This is a genomic window from Bacteroidales bacterium, assembly GCA_021157585.1.
Lineage (GTDB): Bacteria > Bacteroidota > Bacteroidia > Bacteroidales > UBA12170 > UBA12170.
The window spans coordinates 84,082-101,600 of record JAGGWH010000037.1; the positions used below are offsets into that span (position 1 = coordinate 84,082).

Below are 17,519 nucleotides of genomic sequence, written 5' to 3' on the forward strand. Positions count from 1 at the left end.
ATTATTTTACGCTACCAGCTAGTTCGTTGCCTGGCTTAAATTTAATTACTTTTTTAGCAGCAATTTTGATTTCGGCACCTGTTTGAGGATTTCTACCTTTTCTGGCTGATCTGGTTGCTACAGAAAAAGAACCAAATCCAACTAATGCAACACGACCGCCATCTTTAAGGGCTCCCGTAGTTGATTTTATAAATGCGTCTAATGCTTTTTTAGCATCAGCTTTAGTCAAGCCAGATTCGCTAGCCATGGCTTCAATTAATTCAGCTTTGTTCATTTTTAAAAGATTTTAATTAACACATTTGATTTTCACTATTGCAAATATAACGGATAATGTAAGAAAAACAAGTGTTTCAGCAAAAAAGAGGCTATTTTGTTAATAAAGCCTTAAAAAAGTTGAAAACTCTACGAAATATAGGCTAGATAAGGGTTTTAAAGCTGCAAGCTGGAGTTAAATTAAATCCACGAAGAAAATTAACAACAGACATCCTTTTTTTACCTTCGAGCTGAATCTCATCGAGAGAAATTATACCATTAGCAGTTATAATATGAAAGTAAGTCTTGGAATCGGTGAAAATTGTTCCCGGCTTTGATTCTGGGTATTCCCTTTCTATAATTTCTGCATTAAATATTTTCAGATAATAGTTCTTTTGATTCTTTTCGGTTTGTAAATAACTATAGGCTGCCGGATATGGACTTAAGCCTCTAATTTTGTTTAAAATGACTGTACTATCGAGATTCCAATTTAATTCACAATCTTGTTTGTATATTTTAGGTGCTGGTTTCAAAGAGGCTGGTGAAACTATTAATTGGCTTTGAGGAATAACTGATACTGTGCCCGATTCAACTGCTTTTAAAGTTTCAATAATAACATCTGCTCCTAAAAACATAAGTTTGTCGTGTAAGCTTCCTGCATTATCGGTGGAGCTTATAGTGCATTTTTCTTGCATTATAATCTTGCCTGTATCAATTTCTTTATCTAAAAAGAAAGTTGTTACGCCTGTTTCTGTTTCTCCATTTATTAAAACATGGTTAATAGGCGCTGCACCTCTATATTGAGGTAGGAGTGATGCATGTAAATTGAAGGTTCCTTGTGGAGGCATATTCCAAACAACTTCAGGGAGCATTCTAAAGGCAACTACAATTTGAATATCTGCCTTAAGATTACGGAGTTCTTCAATAAATTCGGGATTCTTCAGATTAGTAGGTTGTAAGAGTGTTAAGTTCTGAGTTAAAGCATATTCTTTTACAGCTGACATTCTGATTTTCTTTCCTCTACCAGCAACTTTATCCGGGGCGGTTATTACACCTACCACTTTATAGTTGTTTTCAACTAACTTTTGCAAAGCTGTTACTGCAAATTCGGGAGTTCCCATAAATACTATTCGCATACTCATTTATTTACTTTCAAAGGTATAAATTATTTCAAAAAAAAAATACCTGAATTTAAATTCAGGTATTTTTTTAAAAGTTTTGCAATAGCTTATTTTAATTTGGCTTTTAGCAGGGCTATATATTTTTCGGCTTCACGTCCTTGAGTACTATTAGGAAAATCGGTTTTTACTCGTTTTTGTAGTTGGAGTGCTTTATTGTAGTCTTCTTGTAGTTCGTATGCCCAAGCGGCTTTTTGAATAAAAACAGGAGCCGTGAAAGCATTATCTTCTTTATTTGCAGCATCAATATAGTAACCGGCAGCTTTCCCGGTTTCGCCTAATTCCATATACGCATCGCCAATAGCACCCAAAGCCATTGGAGCTAATACTTGATCGTCGGAGCTGAATTTTCCCAAATAGTCAATAGCATTTTCGTATTGACCAAGACGTAGATAGCAAACACCGGCATAATAATTAGCTAAGTTGGCCGATTTGCTTATACCGTACTCATCTATAATATCTAAAAAGCCATAGTAATTTCCATCACCATTTAAAGCCATTTGTAAGCTGTCCATACCGAAGTATTTTTCAGCCATCCACATTTGTTCGGCAGCTTCTTTTTCTATTGGTTCAAGATAATATTTTTGAAATGAGAAATAACCCAAAACGATAATAATGATAACAGCAATTCCTGTTAAAATACTTTTTTGATATTTCTCAATAATCACCTCAGTTTTTGTTAAAGCCTCTTCAACTGCTTCAAGTCTTTCTTCTGTAACATCTTTGGTATTCTTATTCTTAACCATTTTAGTTCAATTTTTAGTCTGCAAAAGTAAATCTTTTTCGCAATTTTCCCATAATTTGACTTGAATTTATGTCAAAGTTTTAAACAAATACTTATATGGACACAAAAGCCTGAAAACACATTTTGTTTCAGGCTTTTATTTTAATCTGTTCAAAATTTTTATAATGGAATATTTCCATGCTTTTTGGCAGGATTGCTTTTTGCTTTGTTCTGTGTCATTTCTAAAGCTTGAATAATCTTCCTACGGGTATCCTTCGGATAAATAATCTCATCTATATATCCCATTTGAGCTGCTTTATACGGACTTGCAAAATTGTTTTTGTAGTCTTCAACAGCTTCAGCGATAAATTCTGGATCACCTAATTTAGCACGATGAATAATATTAACCGCACCAGCGGATCCCATTACTGCAATTTCTGCTGTTGGATAAGCAAAGTTAATATCGGTACCAATATGCTTGCTCGACATCACATCGTAAGCTCCACCATAGGCTTTGCGTGTAATAAGTGTGATCTTGGGAACGGTGGCTTCAGCAAATGCATAAAGTAATTTAGCACCGTGTTTAATAATGCCACCAAATTCTTGCGCTGTACCGGGCAAGAAACCGGGAACATCTTCAAGAGTAACCAAAGGGATGTTAAAAGCATCGCAGAAACGTACAAAACGAGCCGCTTTTGTAGAAGCATCAATGTCTAGAACACCAGCTAAAAATGCGGGCTGATTAGCCACAATACCAATAGGCTTTCCTGCCATACGCGCAAAACCAATAATCATATTCTGTGCATAATGTGGCATAATCTCAAAGAAATGCTTATCGTCGATAACAGAAAGAATTAATTCTTTCATGTCGTAAGGCTTGTTAGGATCGGCAGGAATAAGATCGTTTAGTTTTTTGTCTTCACGATTAACATCATCCGTACTGGTTTTTACTGGAGGATCTTCCATATTATTCGATGGTAAGAAGCTCATCAACTCGCGAAGCATCATCATGGCTTGTTCATCATCATCAGCCGTTAGATGTGCTACTCCACTTTTGGCATTATGCGTCATCGCTCCACCCAATTCTTCTTTCGTAACTTCTTCGTGAGTAACCGTTTTGATTACATCTGGTCCAGTCACAAACATATAACTGCTTTCTTTTACCATCATAATAAAATCGGTAATGGCAGGAGAGTAGACCGCGCCACCGGCACAAGGTCCAAGTACAGCTGAGATTTGAGGAATAACCCCCGAACTCATTACATTGCGGTAAAAAATGTCGGCATAACCTGCCAAGCTTTCAACGCCTTCCTGAATACGAGCTCCACCCGAATCGTTAAGACCAATAACAGGAGCCCCCATTTTCATAGCCAAATCCATTACTTTAATAATTTTATCGGCATTGGCTCTACTTAAAGATCCACCGAAAACGGTAAAGTCTTGAGCAAAGACATACATCAAACGACCATCGATTTTACCATAGCCGCTAACCACACCATCGCCAAGGAATTTGCTTTTATCCATTCCAAAATCTGTGGTTCTGTGGGTAACAAATTTATCGAGTTCGACAAAAGTACCCGGATCGAGTAAAAGCTCAATTCTTTCACGAGCGGTTTTTCTACCAGCGGCATGCTGTTTGTCTATACGTGCTTGACCACCACCTAATTCGGCAGTTTTATTCTTTTCTTCAAATAGATTGTGTTTTTCTTCTATAGTAGACATATCTAAAATGTGTTTTATTCAACAATAACAAGAGGTTGGTTACCATTTATGGCATCACCTTCTTTAACTAAAATATCCACGATTGTGCGATCGGTTTTCACCTTGTATTCGCTTTGCATTTTCATGGCTTCAACAATAATAACAGTTGTTCCTTCTTTAACTTCATCGCCAACATTAACAAGAATTTTGACTATTTTTCCAGGCATTGGACTGGAAATGGAATTTCCTCCATCATCATCGTCGGAAGCACCTCTACTCATTAAGTATTTAGTTTCGGCATCAATAATTTCAATATCGAAAGACTCATTATGTGTATGTACTTCGTATTGTTTTGCATTTGTTTTTTGTAGAAGTTCGAGATTGTGTGAGATACCATCTTTTAGTATGCTGTAAACTCCATTTTCAACTTCCAGCATATCCAAGGTGTATAAATTATCATCAACCTTAACCTTTACAATATTGTTGTTGCGACCTATTAATTCTAAAGTTGCAATACGTTCTCCAATTTTAATATCTAATGTTTTATTCATTGGTAAAGATTGATTTATAAGCGTGTAACATTTTTTTTACGTCCAAAACTTTTCCACGGATTATTGCCGTTTTCGGTAGTGGAATGTAGGTTTGTTTCCTCTAATTTATCCAAATAATTGACAAAGGCAGTAGCCATAGCTAATTCTTCGCATTCTATTGTGCTTGCCTTAGGTGTAAATAAGAAATCTTCATTTTCCTGAATAAAATGCGTATTGTATTTTCCTTCTACAAATGCTGGTGTATTCATTATGCGCTCCAAGAATTGAATAGAAGTTTTGATACCTGTAATTTTGTAATTGTATAAAGCGCTTTTCATTCGGTCAATGGCATCTTGACGTGTTTCGCCCCAGACTATTAATTTAGAAATCATTGGATCATAAAATATTGGAATCTCATAACCGCTGTATACGTATCCATCGTGACGAATTCCCAGTCCTAATGGTTCGTTAAAATGCTTTATTACACCCGGACTTGGCATAAAATTATTTTCAGCGTCCTCAGCATAAATACGACACTCAATAGCGTGTCCGCTTTGCGAAAGATCTTCTTGTTTAAAACTTAGTTTTAGTCCGTTCGAGATATTTATTTGTTGCTTAACCAAATCTATGCCCACCACACTTTCGGTTATGGGATGTTCAACTTGCAAGCGTGTATTCATCTCTAAGAAATAATAGTTTAAATCATCTCCCATAATAAATTCAATAGTTCCGGCACCGGAATAATTCACCGCTTTAGCTGCCATAACAGCATGTCTTCCCATTTCTGCACGAACTTTGGGAGTCATAAGTGGGGATGGTGTTTCTTCTACTACTTTTTGATGACGACGCTGTACAGAGCATTCGCGCTCGAAAAGATGTACTGCATTGCCATGTTTATCGGCTAAAATTTGAAATTCGATATGGTGAGGAGAATCGATATATTTCTCAATATAAACAGCGTCGTTACCAAAAGCATTTAAAGCTTCTGAACGAGCTCCACGGATTGCATTTAGTATTTCTGCCTCATCTTTTACTAAACGCATTCCTTTTCCTCCACCACCGGCAGAGGCTTTAATCATTACAGGAAGTCCAATTTCGTGAATAGTCTGAATGGCTTTGTCCTCATCAAGAATAGGCTCTGTAGTTCCTGGAACGACAGGGACACCTGCTGCAATCATATTTTTACGTGCGGTGATTTTATCACCCATTGTATTGATGGCATATGAATCAGGACCAATAAATTCAATCCCTTCTTTTTTACATCGGTCAGAGAATTCTGCATTTTCCGATAAAAAACCATAACCGGGATGAATAGCATCAGCACCAGATTTTTTGGCTGCATCAATAATTTTATCAATAACCAAATAACTTTCGTTAGATGGTGAGGGTCCAATGTGGTAAGCCTCATCGGCATAGCGTACGTGCATTGAGCTTCGGTCGGCATCTGAATAAACGGCTACCGATTTAATTCCCATTTCACGGCAGCTACGCATTACACGAATGGCAATCTCTCCTCGATTGGCAATAAGTATTTTTTGAATCATAAACTTCTTAATTTTATGTTTTCGTTTTTATATATCAAGTAATTGGGACAACCTTCTGATTGCCAATTAGATCAATAGTTTTAGGCCTTATTTTCAGCTGGTAAATATATAGATTATTTTAAAATAGGATTATTATTTAAATATTTTTAGAAATTTTCAGAAAATAGTCTAAAAGCATTTTTTAGTCTGTTTTTCAAAAGTGTAGTTCTAAATTAATGGTTGTCATAATGTTTGGGAAAGTATAGTTTTGGTCTCAGTGTTTTTGCTACTAGGTTTTAATTGTTTTCTTCAAGTTTATTTATTTTGTTTATTATTTATGAGATTATCTTTTTCCATACTCATTGAAGAGAGAAATTTATCATTTTTAATTATTACTGGCGAAGTATGTTTTTTCATTCTGTGTTTTTTTAATTTAAAGATGTTGATTAAGCTTAATATCAAAAATAGAAATAAAATGTTGTTTTTTCGCGTGAATAGAATTTTTACTTTTGCGCAACAAATTAAAGACTTTGAAAACTCCTGATATATTTCAAACTATAAAAACAAGTCCGCTTTTTCTTGAACTTTCTCAAGCTCTGGAAAAACAGGAAAACACGCATTTGTCGGGTTTGTACACCTCGGCAACATCTTTATATGCCTCCGCTTTGTTTGTGGAATCAGGTCAATCGATGCTTTTTATTCTTCCTGATAAGGAGCAGGCAGCCTATGCTTATAACGATTTAGAGAACCTGTTAAGTGATGCGGGCCTTCCGGCCGATAAGAAAAATGTTTTATTTTTTCCTGCCAGTTACAAAAGACCTTACGATCTTGAGCATACCGATAATGCCAATGTGCTTACGCGTGCAGAAGTTTTTCTACGACTCGCAAACTCCTCGAAGCGTTTTATTTTGGTTTCATTTCCTGAAGCTCTGGCCGAAAAAGTGAGTGATAAAAAACATCTGAAAAGCAAGACCTTTCAATTTAGAGTTGGGCGAGAATATGAAATAGATAATTTAATTGAAGAGCTAGTTTCTTATAAATTTAATCGTGTTGATTTTGTAGTGGAGCCAGGCGAATTTGCTCTGCGTGGAGGCTTGATTGATATCTATGCCTATTCCAATGAGCTTCCTTACCGATTAGAGTTTTTTGGTGATGAATTGGAATCTATTCGTGAGTTTGATCCCGAATCACAATTGAGTAAACGGAAGCACAGCAGTATTAAGTTAATGCCCAATGTATTGGATTACGACTTGATAGAAACTCGTGCTGCTATTTTTGATTTATTTCCCAAATCAACTAGTATTTGGTTGGAGAAAAAGGAATTGCTAGCCGATAGTTTTGCCGACAGCTTCAAAAAAGCAGAACAGAATTATCAGACGATAGATAGTCCTATAAAGCACCTTAAACCTGAAGAACTTTATCTTGATAAGTCGGGTTTCTTAGCTAAGCTGGAGCGCTTTACAGTTTTTCAACTGGGTTCAACTACGCATAAAATTTCTGCTCCTGAAATAAATTTTGAGATTGAGCCACAGCCCCATTTTAATAAGCAGTTTGACCTTTTAGCAGAGAACCTCAAGGAGTATAAACAAAAAGGGTATCAGAATTTGATACTGGCTGAGTCTGAAAAGCAATTGAAGCGATTGCAGCAGATTTTTACCGATTCGGGATTATGTCCTGAAAATACGGAGGTGAAATTATTTGAAGGTCTGCATATTTCATTGCAAAATGGTTTTATCGATCATCAGTTAAAAGTCGTTTGCTATACCGATCATCAAATTTTTGACCGTTATCGTAGGTTTAAAATTCGCGAACGCTTTGGTGGCAAAGAAGCTTTTACACTTAAAGAAATATACAATCTACAGAAAGGTGATTTTGTTACTCATGTAGATCACGGTATTGGTCGTTATGATGGTTTGCAAAAGATTGTAAACGATGGAAAAGAGCAGGAAGTTATCCGCTTAATTTATGCCAATGAAGACTTGCTTTATGTGAATATTCATTCTTTGCATAGGATATCAAAATACAGTGGAAAAGACGGAACTACGCCAAAAATAAATAAGATTGGATCGCCTGCTTGGAATAAGCTTAAAGCTAAAACCAAATCACGGGTAAAAGATATTGCCAAAGATTTAATCAAGTTGTATGCCGAGCGGAAAACCAAAGCTGGCTATGAGTTTACGCCCGATACCTATTTGCAAACAGAGCTTGAGGCTTCTTTTATTTATGAGGATACGCCCGATCAGTTGAAAGCAACAAATGATGTAAAAGCGGATATGGAAAAACTGCATCCTATGGATCGTTTGGTTTGTGGTGATGTTGGCTTTGGGAAAACAGAAATTGCTATTCGTGCTGCTTTTAAAGCGGTAGCCGACAGCAAGCAAGTCGCTATTTTAGTTCCAACAACCATCTTGGCTTATCAGCATTTTAAAACCTTTTCGGAGCGTTTGGCAGATTTCCCTGCACGTGTAGAATATATCAGTCGCTTCCGCTCTACAAAAGATGTAAATATCATTTTAAACGATTTGAAAGAGGGTAAAGTTGATATTCTGATAGGTACTCATAAACTGGTAAGCAAAGATGTTACGTTTAAGGATTTAGGTCTTTTGATTGTAGATGAGGAGCAGAAATTTGGTGTAGCTATTAAAGAAAAATTGAAGCAATTTAAAGTGAATGTGGATACTTTGATGCTCTCGGCAACACCAATTCCCAGGACTTTGCAGTTCTCATTAATGGGAGCCAGAGACTTATCCATTATCAATACACCTCCACCAAACCGCCAACCTGTTTTAACGGAGTTAACTTCTTTTAATGAGGAATTGATTCGTGATGTGATTATGTATGAAGTCTCACGACGTGGACAAGTATTTTTTGTGCATAATCGTGTGCAGAATATTCAGGAAGTTGCAGGTCTTCTTCAGCGCTATGTTCCCGATGTCAAAATTGGAATTGCTCACGGTCAGATGGAAGGCAGGAAGCTGGAAAAAGTGATGATGGGCTTTATGGAAGGCGATTATGATGTGCTTTTAGCAACAAAAATTGTTGAATCGGGTTTAGATATTTCCAATGTAAATACCATTATCATTAATGAAGCGCATCATTATGGCTTAAGCGAGTTGCATCAGCTTAGGGGCAGGGTAGGGCGCTCCAATAAAAAAGCTTTCTGCTATCTTTTGGCTCCACCATTAATTGCTTTAACTGATGATGCAAGAAAGCGTTTGCAAGCTATTGAGGAGTTCTCGAGTTTAGGAAGTGGTTTTAATATCGCTATGCGCGATTTGGATATTCGTGGTGCTGGAAATATTTTAGGTGGCGAACAAAGTGGGTTTATCTCTGATATTGGTTTTGAGATGTATCACAAAATTTTGGATGAAGCCTTGCAGGAATTAAAAGAAACCGAGTATAAAGAGCTCTATAAAGATGAAAAACCACGCGATTTTGTAAGTGAGTGTAAGCTGGAAACCGATTTAGAAATTCTTATTCCTGACGATTATATTGAGCAAGTGGCAGAGCGACTCAGTCTGTACAAAGAAATGACACAGATAAAAGAGGAAGAAGCACTTCAGTTTTATGCTATTGGTTTGGAAGACCGTTTTGGAAAATTACCAAAAGCTGTTTTAGAGCTTATTGATTCTGTTCGCTTGCGCTGGATTGGAAAATCTTTAGCAATGGAAAGTATCCGTTTGAAAGGTAATAATATGTATGCCTTTTTTGTAAGTAATCAGGAAAGTAAGTTTTATTCTTCGCCTTTATTTGCACAAGTGCTAGGGCATATTCAAAGCCATCCGGGATGTTGTGTATTGCGCGAAAAGAATCAAAAACTTAGTCTGCGTTTTTCTGATATTTATTCGGTAAAACAGGCTTTGGAAAAACTTCAAGGTTTGAAAGAGGCTTTGGAGATGTAGTTTTTTATCGTTGATTGTAATAATGACTTTGTGTCTCTGTGATTTAGTGGTGAAATAAAAAAAACCACGGAGGCACTAAGACACAAAGAGATCATAAAAAACAGCTTATTTGATTTGACTCAGAAACCTCAAATATTTCTCTTCCTCCAAATTCCAATTAAGCTCTTTTTGGGCTTTTATCAAGTTTTCTTTCCACTCTGTGATAAAAGCAGGGTTTTTAATTACTGCATTGATTTTATCTGCAATGCATTGTGGTCTGATATTTCTAACCCGACCACCAATTTTGTAAGTCTCAATAATATTTAAGAGTTCGGGTAAGCGAGAAACAAGGATTGGTGTATTGGAATGAATATAATCGAAAACCTTATTTGGTAAGCTGTAGCGATAATTTAGATTTGTGTCTTTATCTAAGCTCAGTCCTAAATTGGCAATAAATGTATATTGCATTAATTCTTGATATGGAAGTTTATCAATAATATGAACTTTATCTTCCAGTTTGAATTCAATTCTTTTGCGCTTTAAATTCTCAAAAACATCGCCTCCGCCAATGATTAGGAGTTTGGCTCCGAAAACATATTTCATTGCTTCAAGAGCTTCTTCGGCACCTCTGTGCATATTGATGCCTGCACCTTGAAAAATAATAAGGAAATCGTCTTTTTGGAATCCCAAATCCTCTTTGGTAACTTTTGTATCTAACTTAATTGGGAGTGGAATATTCCGAATGACTTGTATTTCTTTTCCGTATTTCTCTTTATAAATATCTGCAATAGATTTATTTACCGTAATTATATTTTGGAGTTTAGGAAAGAGAAAGCTTTCCAGTTTTGTCCAAATCCATTTGACTATCGGTCTTCCAATCAGTTCGGGGAGCTCGGTAAACAATTCGTGCGAATCGTAGATTAGCTTCTGATGTTTTAGTCTTGAAACTAGGTAATTGGGAAGCAAGGTATCTAAATCGTTAGAAAATAAAACATCGGCTTTGCTAAAAAGTAAAAGGAAGAATAAGCGTAGATTGTATTCCGCATAAAAAAAAGGTCCTTTTTTAAAAAACAACTGCATTCTTTTGCACGAATATGGTCTTGGTAATAATTTCGGACTATTTTTATATTGTCTTCCAATAAGCTTAACTTCGTATCCTGCTTTTTGTAAGGTAAGGCACGTGCGATGCACCCTTTGATCGGATACTAATTCATTGGTAACACTTACGAGAATCTTCTTAGACATCTTTGGCTGCTTGTATAAGCAAATCTAATAATTTTGAGCTTGACTCACCCAAATATCTGATAGAGAAAGTGATTAAATAAATCGGGCTTGAGAGCAATGGTTAGCGCAAAGCCATAAATGCCTCCCCAAAAGTGTGCATCGTGACCGATATTGTCATTCCCTTTTTTATCCATATAAGCAGAATACACTAAATAAAGGATTCCGAAGATAATGGCTGGAATGCCTATGGGAATAAAGAAAAGGTAGATTTTATTCATAGGATCAAAAACGATACTGGAAAATACGATAGCCGAAACGGCACCTGAAGCACCTACTGAATTATAGTAAATATTGTCTTTGTGCTTTCCAAAAGCTGGAGCAGCAGAAATAAAAAGTCCGCCAAAATATAGTAGTAGAAAGTAAAAGATGTCTTTTCCTTGAAAAACAAGTTCGAAATAAGATGATACTAAGGTTCCAAAAGAATAAAGTACAAACATATTAACTCCTAAATGAACCCAATCGGCATGAATAAATCCATAGCTGAATAAACGCCAAAGCTCTTTCTGGTGAGCTGTTCGGTAAGGACTAAACTTTAGTTTGTTGAAAATATCCGGTCGGTTAAAAGCAATTACAGAAATAATCACTGTAAGTAAAAGTAGAATTATAGTCATAGCGCAAATCTACAGAAAAATAAGAGATTGTTAGATTTTGTTAAACCAATTTTCAACATCATTTTTGTCTGGTAGAAATGCTTATTTTTGCAGGCAAAATTTAATATTTCCGGTATGCTTAAAAAAATTGGATATAGCCTTTTAGTCGTTTTACTTATTATTTTCTTGGGCTATATTGTATTTAAGTATTTTCCGGGATTTAAAATGCCTTACTTATTTACCACCTTTTTGATTGCTCTTCATTTTTATGTGTGGACAGCTATTAAGACGAAGCTTAAAAAGCTTTCATTTATCTTTCGTTTATTGCTTGGGTTTGTGTTTTGGTTGCCTGTTATGCTTTTGTTTGTTGGTGGTTTAGCCTTAATTTTTGAGCCTTTGGAATCTTGGCCTCCTTTTTTAAGAATATATTTTATTGGTGTTATTTTTACATTTATTGTCTCTCTTATACTTCCTGTGATATTTATTTTCTTTGCCGATGTCATTAGACTTTTCCAAGCCTCTAAATTATTTTTCAGCAGCAAAAAAAGACGTAAGGAGAAAAATGCAATAACACGAAAGAAATTCTTAGTGAATACAGGATTGGCAATGGGTGGAGTAGTTCTTGGAAGTATGGGATTTGGGATGTTGCATGGCAATTATGATTTTAAAACTTTTAGCGAAAAGCTAAAGATTAAAAACTTACCAAATGATTTGAGTGGGTTTAGAATTGTACAAATTTCCGATTTCCATTTGGGAACTTGGGCTAATAAAGAGCCTTTAATTAGAGCCATTGATCAAATTAATGCCTTAAAGCCTGATGTTATTTTTTTTACCGGTGATTTGGTGAATAGTATTACCGAAGAAGCTTATCCTTTTTTTGAAGAGCTGCAGGAGATGAAAGCAAAATACGGTGTTTATTGTATTCTTGGGAATCATGATTACGGAAAATACCATCATTGGGATAGTATTGAAGAAGAGAAGGAAAATTTTGAACATCTGTTGGCGTTTTATAATAGTTTAGATTGGAAATTATTAAGAAACGAAAATATTACTCTTCACATAAAAAATGCAGACTTATTAATAGCAGGTGTCGAAAACTGGAGTATCAATCCGCGTTTTCCTCGTTTTGGTGATTTAGATAAGGCTTTAACCGGAATTCCTGATTCCGCTATAAAGTTATTGCTGACTCACGATCCAACACATTGGGAAGCTGAAGTTTTGGAGCATTATCAGCATATTGACTTAACGCTATCCGGGCATACTCATGGTTTTCAGGTTGGCATAGAAACACCTTATTTCCGTTGGAGTCCGGCACAATATCTTTATAAACATTGGGCAGGGCTTTATGTGCAAGATGGGCATTATTTATATGTCAACCGTGGGATTGGAGCAATCGGTTTTCCGGGTAGAGTTGGAATTCGTCCTGAGATTACTTTAATAGAACTTGTTTAGATTCTCACTTCAACGAAACATAAAAATCTTCCGTTAAGATTTTATAGGTCTCAGTATAGCTATTATCGCTATTGCGGATGGTAATAGACTTTTCTTGGACTTTATCCATAACCTGATTGCCAAAGCTTAAAATCAAACGGTTCGCTTCTTTCTCCGGCTTTGGTTTTATCTCGATTTGCTTCTGAAGGTAGAACCCAAAGTTCTTGGCTTCTTCAATAAATAGTTTGCCTTCGGTTAGGGGTAGAATTAGGCATAATTTCCCCTTCTTGCTAATAAAATTCCGACTTGCTAAAAGAAAATCACGGAAACTTAAATTGTCGTTATGGCGCGCCATGTTTCGCTTTTTATCCGCAGATTTTAAATCGTTTTCAAAAAATGGAGGGTTGCTAATGATAAGATCGTATTGTATAGGATTTCCTTGAGCAGCATAGAGCTGATAAGGAATCATCAGTGCTTTTAAGCGATCGCTCCAAGGACTTTCTTTAAAATTGGCGCGTGCTTCCCAAACGGAGGCTTGATGGATGTCGATAGCGGTAATTTGAGCTTTGCACCTTTGAGCAAGAATAAGTGAAATTACTCCTGTTCCGGTTCCTACATCTAAAATTCTCCCATCTATTGGCAAGTCAGAAAGAGTCCCTAATAAAACAGCATCGGTTCCCACTTTCATCGTGCTGTAAAGATGGTGGACAATAAATTGTTTAAATTGAAAATAATCTATCGACATATTATTTATCTTCAATATAAATTTCTAAAAGCCCTTTGGGAAGAGTTAAATGTATCTCTTTTTTATTTCTATCAACTTTGTTGATAAACTGATCGTTGATAGGAATAAGAACTTCTTTTTCCTTATAAAAAGTTTGGAATAAAGCCTGATTTGGGTATTCCAGTATATCTTTAATTTTTCCTATTTTACCAAATATTTCATCTATCAAAAGAAAATCAATAACTTCATGAAAATAGAATTTATTTCCTTTTAATATTGGTAAGCTTGCAAGGGGAAGGTATAAATTTTTATTGGTAAGTGAGGAGGCCGCTTCCACATCTTCTATATCTTCAAAATATACTATGGCCGTATTTTTGGAAGTATGAATTAATATTTCTTTAATAAAAAAAGGGATAAGTTGTTTTTTGATTTCTACAAATACAGCATCTAAGCTGCTGTATTCTTGAGGGTTATCAACATCTAAAAAGATAGATACACCACCTTTATTTCCGTTTGTTCGCGTTATCTTTCCTAAATAATAACAAGCTTCTTTTTCCATATACTTACAAATTTAGCAAAAAAAAGCCGTTCACTTTGAGCGAACGGCTTTAGATATATTCCAAAATGCTTATTCAGCAGTTTTTTCTTTAGTCTCTTCAGCAGCAGGAGCTTCTTTAACTTCTTCAGCAGCTTCTGTAGTTTCAGCTTTAGGAGCAGCAGCTTCTTCTTTTGCAGCTTTCTCTGCTTCTTTTTCTGCAGCAGCGGCAGCAAGAGCAGCAGCTTCTTCAGCGGCTTTTGCTTCAATAGCAGCTAATTCGTCAGCTTTACGTTTATTAAGTACTTCCAAACGTGCTTCGTTCACTTTGGCTTCAGCCTCTAAACGAGTCTTTCTCTCATCGCGTGCTGTACTTGCTAAATCTGATTTTTTAGCATTAATTCTTGATTCTTTGTCTTTTAACCACTCGTTAAATTTAACTTCGGCTTGCTCTTCTGTCAGAGCTCCTTTGGCAACACCTTTTAATAGGTGATTCTTGTACAAAACTCCTTTGTACGAGAGAATGGATCTAACAGTATCTGTTGGTTGAGCTCCTACTTTAATCCAATTTAAAGCTTTGTCGAAATCTAATTCGATAGTAGCTGGGTTTGTAAGTGGATCGTAGGTTCCGATTTTTTCAATACTTCTACCATCACGTGGTGCACGACCATCTGCAATAACGATATGATAAAAAGGTTTTCCTTTTTTACCAAATCGTTGTAATCTAATTTTTGCTGGCATATTTGCTTAATTTTTAATTAATTAAATTTTTCGTTACGAAAACGGCTGCAAATATCGTAATTAATAAATGAAATAGGAAGCTATTTTGAAAATATTTTTTTGAGAATCAGACAGTTTCTAATTCCAGCCGATTAAGTCTTCTAAAACTTTGGGTGTAAGTTCAAAACCGGGTAATTTTGGGAAGCCCTGCCAAACGATAAACCCCTCAGGATTAATGAGTATAACGTGAGGAATTCCCCTGACTTGTAATTGATTTTTTAAATAGCCTTCAGTATCGTAGCCATTAGCATATTCAATTTTTGGTGAACTCATAGATTTAATTTTCTCTTTATTTTCATCACTAAGTCCAATTATTACAAGTTTATCAGCATATTTATGATGCCATTCGTTTAGTTCAGGGATAGCTCTTCGACATGGTCCGCACCAAGTAGCCCAAAAATCGACCAAAATAAATTTTCCATCGGTCTCAGCTGCTTCAATTATCCATCCTTCAATGTTCAGATCAGGAGCTTTTTTACCTATAAAATTTTTTGCGTAGAGCTCTTTTTCCGGATTTTGACTATTTTTTTGAGCATTTAATGTTGAAATGGAAAATCCAATAATTAGGAGAAAAATAATAGATATTTTTTTTAACATAGTTGATAATATTTGTGTTTTGACGCCCAAACATAGTTAAAAATGAACATATATACAGTGTTTTATTTAATATTTTGTAGTTTTTTAACAAGCTATTGATAATTAAAAAATTGGCTGTACTTTTGCCGATTAAATTATTTATGAATATTAATAAATTTATATAGAATGAAACGAGCATGTTCGTTTAACAGTATGTCGGATGGATTTAAATTAGGAATAAGCCTATGAGCTCACATGCGAGTTCCATCTGACCTTTATAAAAAAATATATGCAGATGAAAGTTGGAAAAAATAAAGTCGTTGGTATGACTTATATCCTAAGTAAGGATAATGTTGAAGGTGAGTTGGTTCAGGAAGTAACTAAAGACAAACCTTTTGTTGTTTTGTTTGGTGTTGGAGCTCTTTTACCAAAGTTTGAAGAGAATCTTGAAGGTTTAGCTGTTGGCGATACTTTTAATTTTGCTTTAAGTAGCGAAGAAGGTTATGGTGAGAAAACTCCTGAAGCTATTGTTGATCTTGATAAGAAGATTTTTGAAGTTGAAGGAAAAATTGATGAGGAATTTTTAAAAGTTGGAGTTACTATTCCTATGCAGAACGAACACGGACAGCCATTAAACGGCTTAGTTCTTGAAATTACCGATAATACTGTGAAAATGGATTTTAATCACCCTCTTGCCGGTCAAGGATTATATTTTACGGGTGAAGTTGTAGAGGTTCGCGAAGCCAGTGCCGAGGAAATTGAGCATGGTCATGTTCACGGTGCTGGTGGACATCAGCATTAGTATACAACTAAAAAAATAATGAAAACCGTTTAAAGAAATTTAGGCGGTTTTTTTGTAGGAATTCGGAGTGCGACTTGGAGTTGCGCCCCGATTATTATGTATTGCTCCCTTATCGGATTATTTTTTCAATATCCGCTTTTAAGCTTGCTAAACTATTGTGTATTATTTGCCAGACTTCCTCGGCATCAATGCCAAAATAATTATGAGCAATAATATTTCTAAATCCTTTTATCTTGAACCAATCAATCTGCGATTCTGTTGAACTTTTAAATTCATTAGATAATTTATCGGCCATTTCTCCAATTATGATAAAGTTCATCATTGTAGCATCAAAAGAAATTGAATCCTGAAAAAATTCGTCAGCATCATTAAATTTCTCGATATAAAGAAATATCTTATCGATAGACTCATTAATGCTTAGTAAACAGCCAAAATCCTTATGTGAGGTTTTAGACATATTTGGCTTCTAGTTGGATTTGCTTTTTGAAATATGGTTTTAGATATTTTTCGCGACAAATATCGACAGAACGGTTAAATTTCTCTTCAAGGTCACGTTTTATTAATTGCTTGATTAAATATAAGTCGGCGGTGTCTTTTTTAAATTCAACAATTAGATCAATATCGCTATTCTCATTTTGCTCATTTCTGGCTATAGATCCAAAAACACCTATTCTCTTAAGATGATACTCTTTATAATATCTATCTTTATTTAGGAGGAGGTATGCTAATATGTTGTCTAAATCGCTCATCTGAAAAATAATTATTTCAAAGATATAATTTTTTTAGCTAAAATGCCAATTAAGATTTTGAAGTCGCGCCCCGACTTTATTTTTTTCTTACTATCGCTCAGCCTAATCTCCAGATTAGGTTGGATATTTGAATTTGTCTCTGACAAATAATTGTCTAAAATGTAATACGGTCGGGAGACCGCAATATATTTCAAGCTTAATTAGAAATTAAGCTTAGCTAGGGATAGTTTGAAGAAATTCAAGTGGCTTTTTTTATAAA

At 35.4% G+C, this 17,519-nt stretch carries 17 protein-coding genes; 3 read left to right on the plus strand and 14 right to left on the minus strand.

The window, feature by feature from the left end:
- Nucleotide 1: 1 nt before the first annotated feature.
- The 6 genes from J7K39_02365 to accC form a co-directional block, all read right to left on the minus strand.
- Nucleotides 2–274: an HU family DNA-binding protein gene (locus J7K39_02365; protein ID MCD6178724.1), complete on the minus strand. Its 273-nt coding sequence runs from the start codon at nucleotides 272–274 to the stop codon at nucleotides 2–4.
- 142 nt (nucleotides 275–416) lie between these two features.
- Nucleotides 417–1,394: a methionyl-tRNA formyltransferase gene (gene fmt, locus J7K39_02370; protein ID MCD6178725.1), complete on the minus strand. Its 978-nt coding sequence runs from the start codon at nucleotides 1,392–1,394 to the stop codon at nucleotides 417–419.
- 86 nt (nucleotides 1,395–1,480) lie between these two features.
- A complete protein-coding gene (locus J7K39_02375) occupies nucleotides 1,481–2,176 on the minus strand; it encodes a tetratricopeptide repeat protein (GenBank protein ID MCD6178726.1) in 696 nt (231 codons plus the stop codon).
- Nucleotides 2,177–2,334: 158 nt separating this feature from the next.
- A complete protein-coding gene (locus tag J7K39_02380) occupies nucleotides 2,335–3,876 on the minus strand; it encodes an acyl-CoA carboxylase subunit beta (protein MCD6178727.1) in 1,542 nt (513 codons plus the stop codon).
- Nucleotides 3,877–3,890: 14 nt separating this feature from the next.
- Nucleotides 3,891–4,406 carry an acetyl-CoA carboxylase biotin carboxyl carrier protein subunit gene (locus J7K39_02385; GenBank protein ID MCD6178728.1) on the minus strand — a complete coding sequence of 172 codons (516 nt, stop codon included), beginning with the start codon at nucleotides 4,404–4,406 and terminating at the stop codon, nucleotides 3,891–3,893.
- A gap of 14 nt (nucleotides 4,407–4,420) precedes the next feature.
- Nucleotides 4,421–5,929: an acetyl-CoA carboxylase biotin carboxylase subunit gene (gene accC / locus J7K39_02390; protein MCD6178729.1), complete on the minus strand. Its 1,509-nt coding sequence runs from the start codon at nucleotides 5,927–5,929 to the stop codon at nucleotides 4,421–4,423.
- A 509-nt stretch (nucleotides 5,930–6,438) separates the two neighbouring features.
- Here accC and mfd point away from each other — a divergent pair.
- On the plus strand, nucleotides 6,439–9,810 hold the full coding sequence (mfd, locus tag J7K39_02395; protein MCD6178730.1) for a transcription-repair coupling factor: 3,372 nt from the start codon (nucleotides 6,439–6,441) through the stop codon (nucleotides 9,808–9,810).
- A gap of 105 nt (nucleotides 9,811–9,915) precedes the next feature.
- On the opposite strand, the gene J7K39_02400 is transcribed toward mfd, so the two are convergent.
- A complete protein-coding gene (locus J7K39_02400) occupies nucleotides 9,916–11,034 on the minus strand; it encodes a glycosyltransferase (protein ID MCD6178731.1) in 1,119 nt (372 codons plus the stop codon).
- Nucleotides 11,035–11,078: 44 nt separating this feature from the next.
- Nucleotides 11,079–11,684 carry a rhomboid family intramembrane serine protease gene (locus J7K39_02405; protein MCD6178732.1) on the minus strand — a complete coding sequence of 202 codons (606 nt, stop codon included), beginning with the start codon at nucleotides 11,682–11,684 and terminating at the stop codon, nucleotides 11,079–11,081.
- Nucleotides 11,685–11,798: 114 nt separating this feature from the next.
- On the opposite strand from J7K39_02405, the gene J7K39_02410 reads away from it, so the two are divergent.
- Nucleotides 11,799–13,115 carry a metallophosphoesterase gene (locus J7K39_02410; protein MCD6178733.1) on the plus strand — a complete coding sequence of 439 codons (1,317 nt, stop codon included), beginning with the start codon at nucleotides 11,799–11,801 and terminating at the stop codon, nucleotides 13,113–13,115.
- A gap of 4 nt (nucleotides 13,116–13,119) precedes the next feature.
- Here J7K39_02410 and J7K39_02415 read toward each other — a convergent pair whose 3' ends face one another.
- The 4 genes from J7K39_02415 to J7K39_02430 all read right to left on the minus strand — a co-directional run bounded on the left by J7K39_02415 (nucleotide 13,120) and on the right by J7K39_02430 (nucleotide 15,730).
- On the minus strand, nucleotides 13,120–13,839 hold the full coding sequence (locus tag J7K39_02415) for a methyltransferase (GenBank protein MCD6178734.1): 720 nt from the start codon (nucleotides 13,837–13,839) through the stop codon (nucleotides 13,120–13,122).
- 1 nt (nucleotide 13,840) lies between these two features.
- The gene (gene rimM / locus J7K39_02420) at nucleotides 13,841–14,377 is read right to left on the minus strand and encodes a 16S rRNA processing protein RimM (protein ID MCD6178735.1); all 537 of its coding nucleotides are present in this window, start codon (nucleotides 14,375–14,377) and stop codon (nucleotides 13,841–13,843) included.
- A gap of 69 nt (nucleotides 14,378–14,446) precedes the next feature.
- On the minus strand, nucleotides 14,447–15,094 hold the full coding sequence (locus J7K39_02425; protein MCD6178736.1) for a 30S ribosomal protein S16: 648 nt from the start codon (nucleotides 15,092–15,094) through the stop codon (nucleotides 14,447–14,449).
- Nucleotides 15,095–15,211: 117 nt separating this feature from the next.
- Entirely contained in the window at nucleotides 15,212–15,730 is a 519-nt protein-coding gene (locus J7K39_02430) for a TlpA family protein disulfide reductase (protein MCD6178737.1), read from the minus strand.
- Nucleotides 15,731–16,004: 274 nt separating this feature from the next.
- Here J7K39_02430 and J7K39_02435 point away from each other — a divergent pair, with 274 nt between their 5' ends.
- Nucleotides 16,005–16,511: an FKBP-type peptidyl-prolyl cis-trans isomerase gene (locus tag J7K39_02435; protein ID MCD6178738.1), complete on the plus strand. Its 507-nt coding sequence runs from the start codon at nucleotides 16,005–16,007 to the stop codon at nucleotides 16,509–16,511.
- Nucleotides 16,512–16,620: 109 nt separating this feature from the next.
- Here J7K39_02435 and J7K39_02440 read toward each other — a convergent pair whose 3' ends face one another.
- Nucleotides 16,621–16,968 carry a DUF86 domain-containing protein gene (locus J7K39_02440; GenBank protein ID MCD6178739.1) on the minus strand — a complete coding sequence of 116 codons (348 nt, stop codon included), beginning with the start codon at nucleotides 16,966–16,968 and terminating at the stop codon, nucleotides 16,621–16,623.
- Nucleotides 16,961–17,260, minus strand: a complete 300-nt coding sequence (locus J7K39_02445; GenBank protein ID MCD6178740.1) for a nucleotidyltransferase domain-containing protein — start codon at nucleotides 17,258–17,260, stop codon at nucleotides 16,961–16,963. Before J7K39_02445 ends, J7K39_02440 begins: the two co-directional genes overlap by 8 nt.
- Nucleotides 17,261–17,519: the final 259 nt, after the last annotated feature.

What these genes read in the sequence shown, in the direction of transcription:
- J7K39_02375 (MCD6178726.1), bottom strand. Translation starts at nt 2,176, where the DNA reads ATGGTTAAGAATAAGAATACCAAAGATGTTACAGAAGAAAGACTTGAA.
- rimM (MCD6178735.1), bottom strand. Translation starts at nt 14,377, where the DNA reads ATGGAAAAAGAAGCTTGTTATTATTTAGGAAAGATAACGCGAACAAAC.
- J7K39_02440 (MCD6178739.1), bottom strand. Translation starts at nt 16,968, where the DNA reads ATGTCTAAAACCTCACATAAGGATTTTGGCTGTTTACTAAGCATTAAT.
- J7K39_02430 (MCD6178737.1), bottom strand. Translation starts at nt 15,730, where the DNA reads ATGTTAAAAAAAATATCTATTATTTTTCTCCTAATTATTGGATTTTCC.
- J7K39_02415 (MCD6178734.1), bottom strand. Translation starts at nt 13,839, where the DNA reads ATGTCGATAGATTATTTTCAATTTAAACAATTTATTGTCCACCATCTT.
- J7K39_02405 (MCD6178732.1), bottom strand. Translation starts at nt 11,684, where the DNA reads ATGACTATAATTCTACTTTTACTTACAGTGATTATTTCTGTAATTGCT.
- J7K39_02435 (MCD6178738.1), top strand. Translation starts at nt 16,005, where the DNA reads ATGAAAGTTGGAAAAAATAAAGTCGTTGGTATGACTTATATCCTAAGT.
- accC (MCD6178729.1), bottom strand. Translation starts at nt 5,929, where the DNA reads ATGATTCAAAAAATACTTATTGCCAATCGAGGAGAGATTGCCATTCGT.
- J7K39_02410 (MCD6178733.1), top strand. Translation starts at nt 11,799, where the DNA reads ATGCTTAAAAAAATTGGATATAGCCTTTTAGTCGTTTTACTTATTATT.
- J7K39_02380 (MCD6178727.1), bottom strand. Translation starts at nt 3,876, where the DNA reads ATGTCTACTATAGAAGAAAAACACAATCTATTTGAAGAAAAGAATAAA.
- J7K39_02445 (MCD6178740.1), bottom strand. Translation starts at nt 17,260, where the DNA reads ATGAGCGATTTAGACAACATATTAGCATACCTCCTCCTAAATAAAGAT.
- J7K39_02400 (MCD6178731.1), bottom strand. Translation starts at nt 11,034, where the DNA reads ATGTCTAAGAAGATTCTCGTAAGTGTTACCAATGAATTAGTATCCGAT.
- J7K39_02385 (MCD6178728.1), bottom strand. Translation starts at nt 4,406, where the DNA reads ATGAATAAAACATTAGATATTAAAATTGGAGAACGTATTGCAACTTTA.
- fmt (MCD6178725.1), bottom strand. Translation starts at nt 1,394, where the DNA reads ATGAGTATGCGAATAGTATTTATGGGAACTCCCGAATTTGCAGTAACA.
- J7K39_02425 (MCD6178736.1), bottom strand. Translation starts at nt 15,094, where the DNA reads ATGCCAGCAAAAATTAGATTACAACGATTTGGTAAAAAAGGAAAACCT.
- J7K39_02365 (MCD6178724.1), bottom strand. Translation starts at nt 274, where the DNA reads ATGAACAAAGCTGAATTAATTGAAGCCATGGCTAGCGAATCTGGCTTG.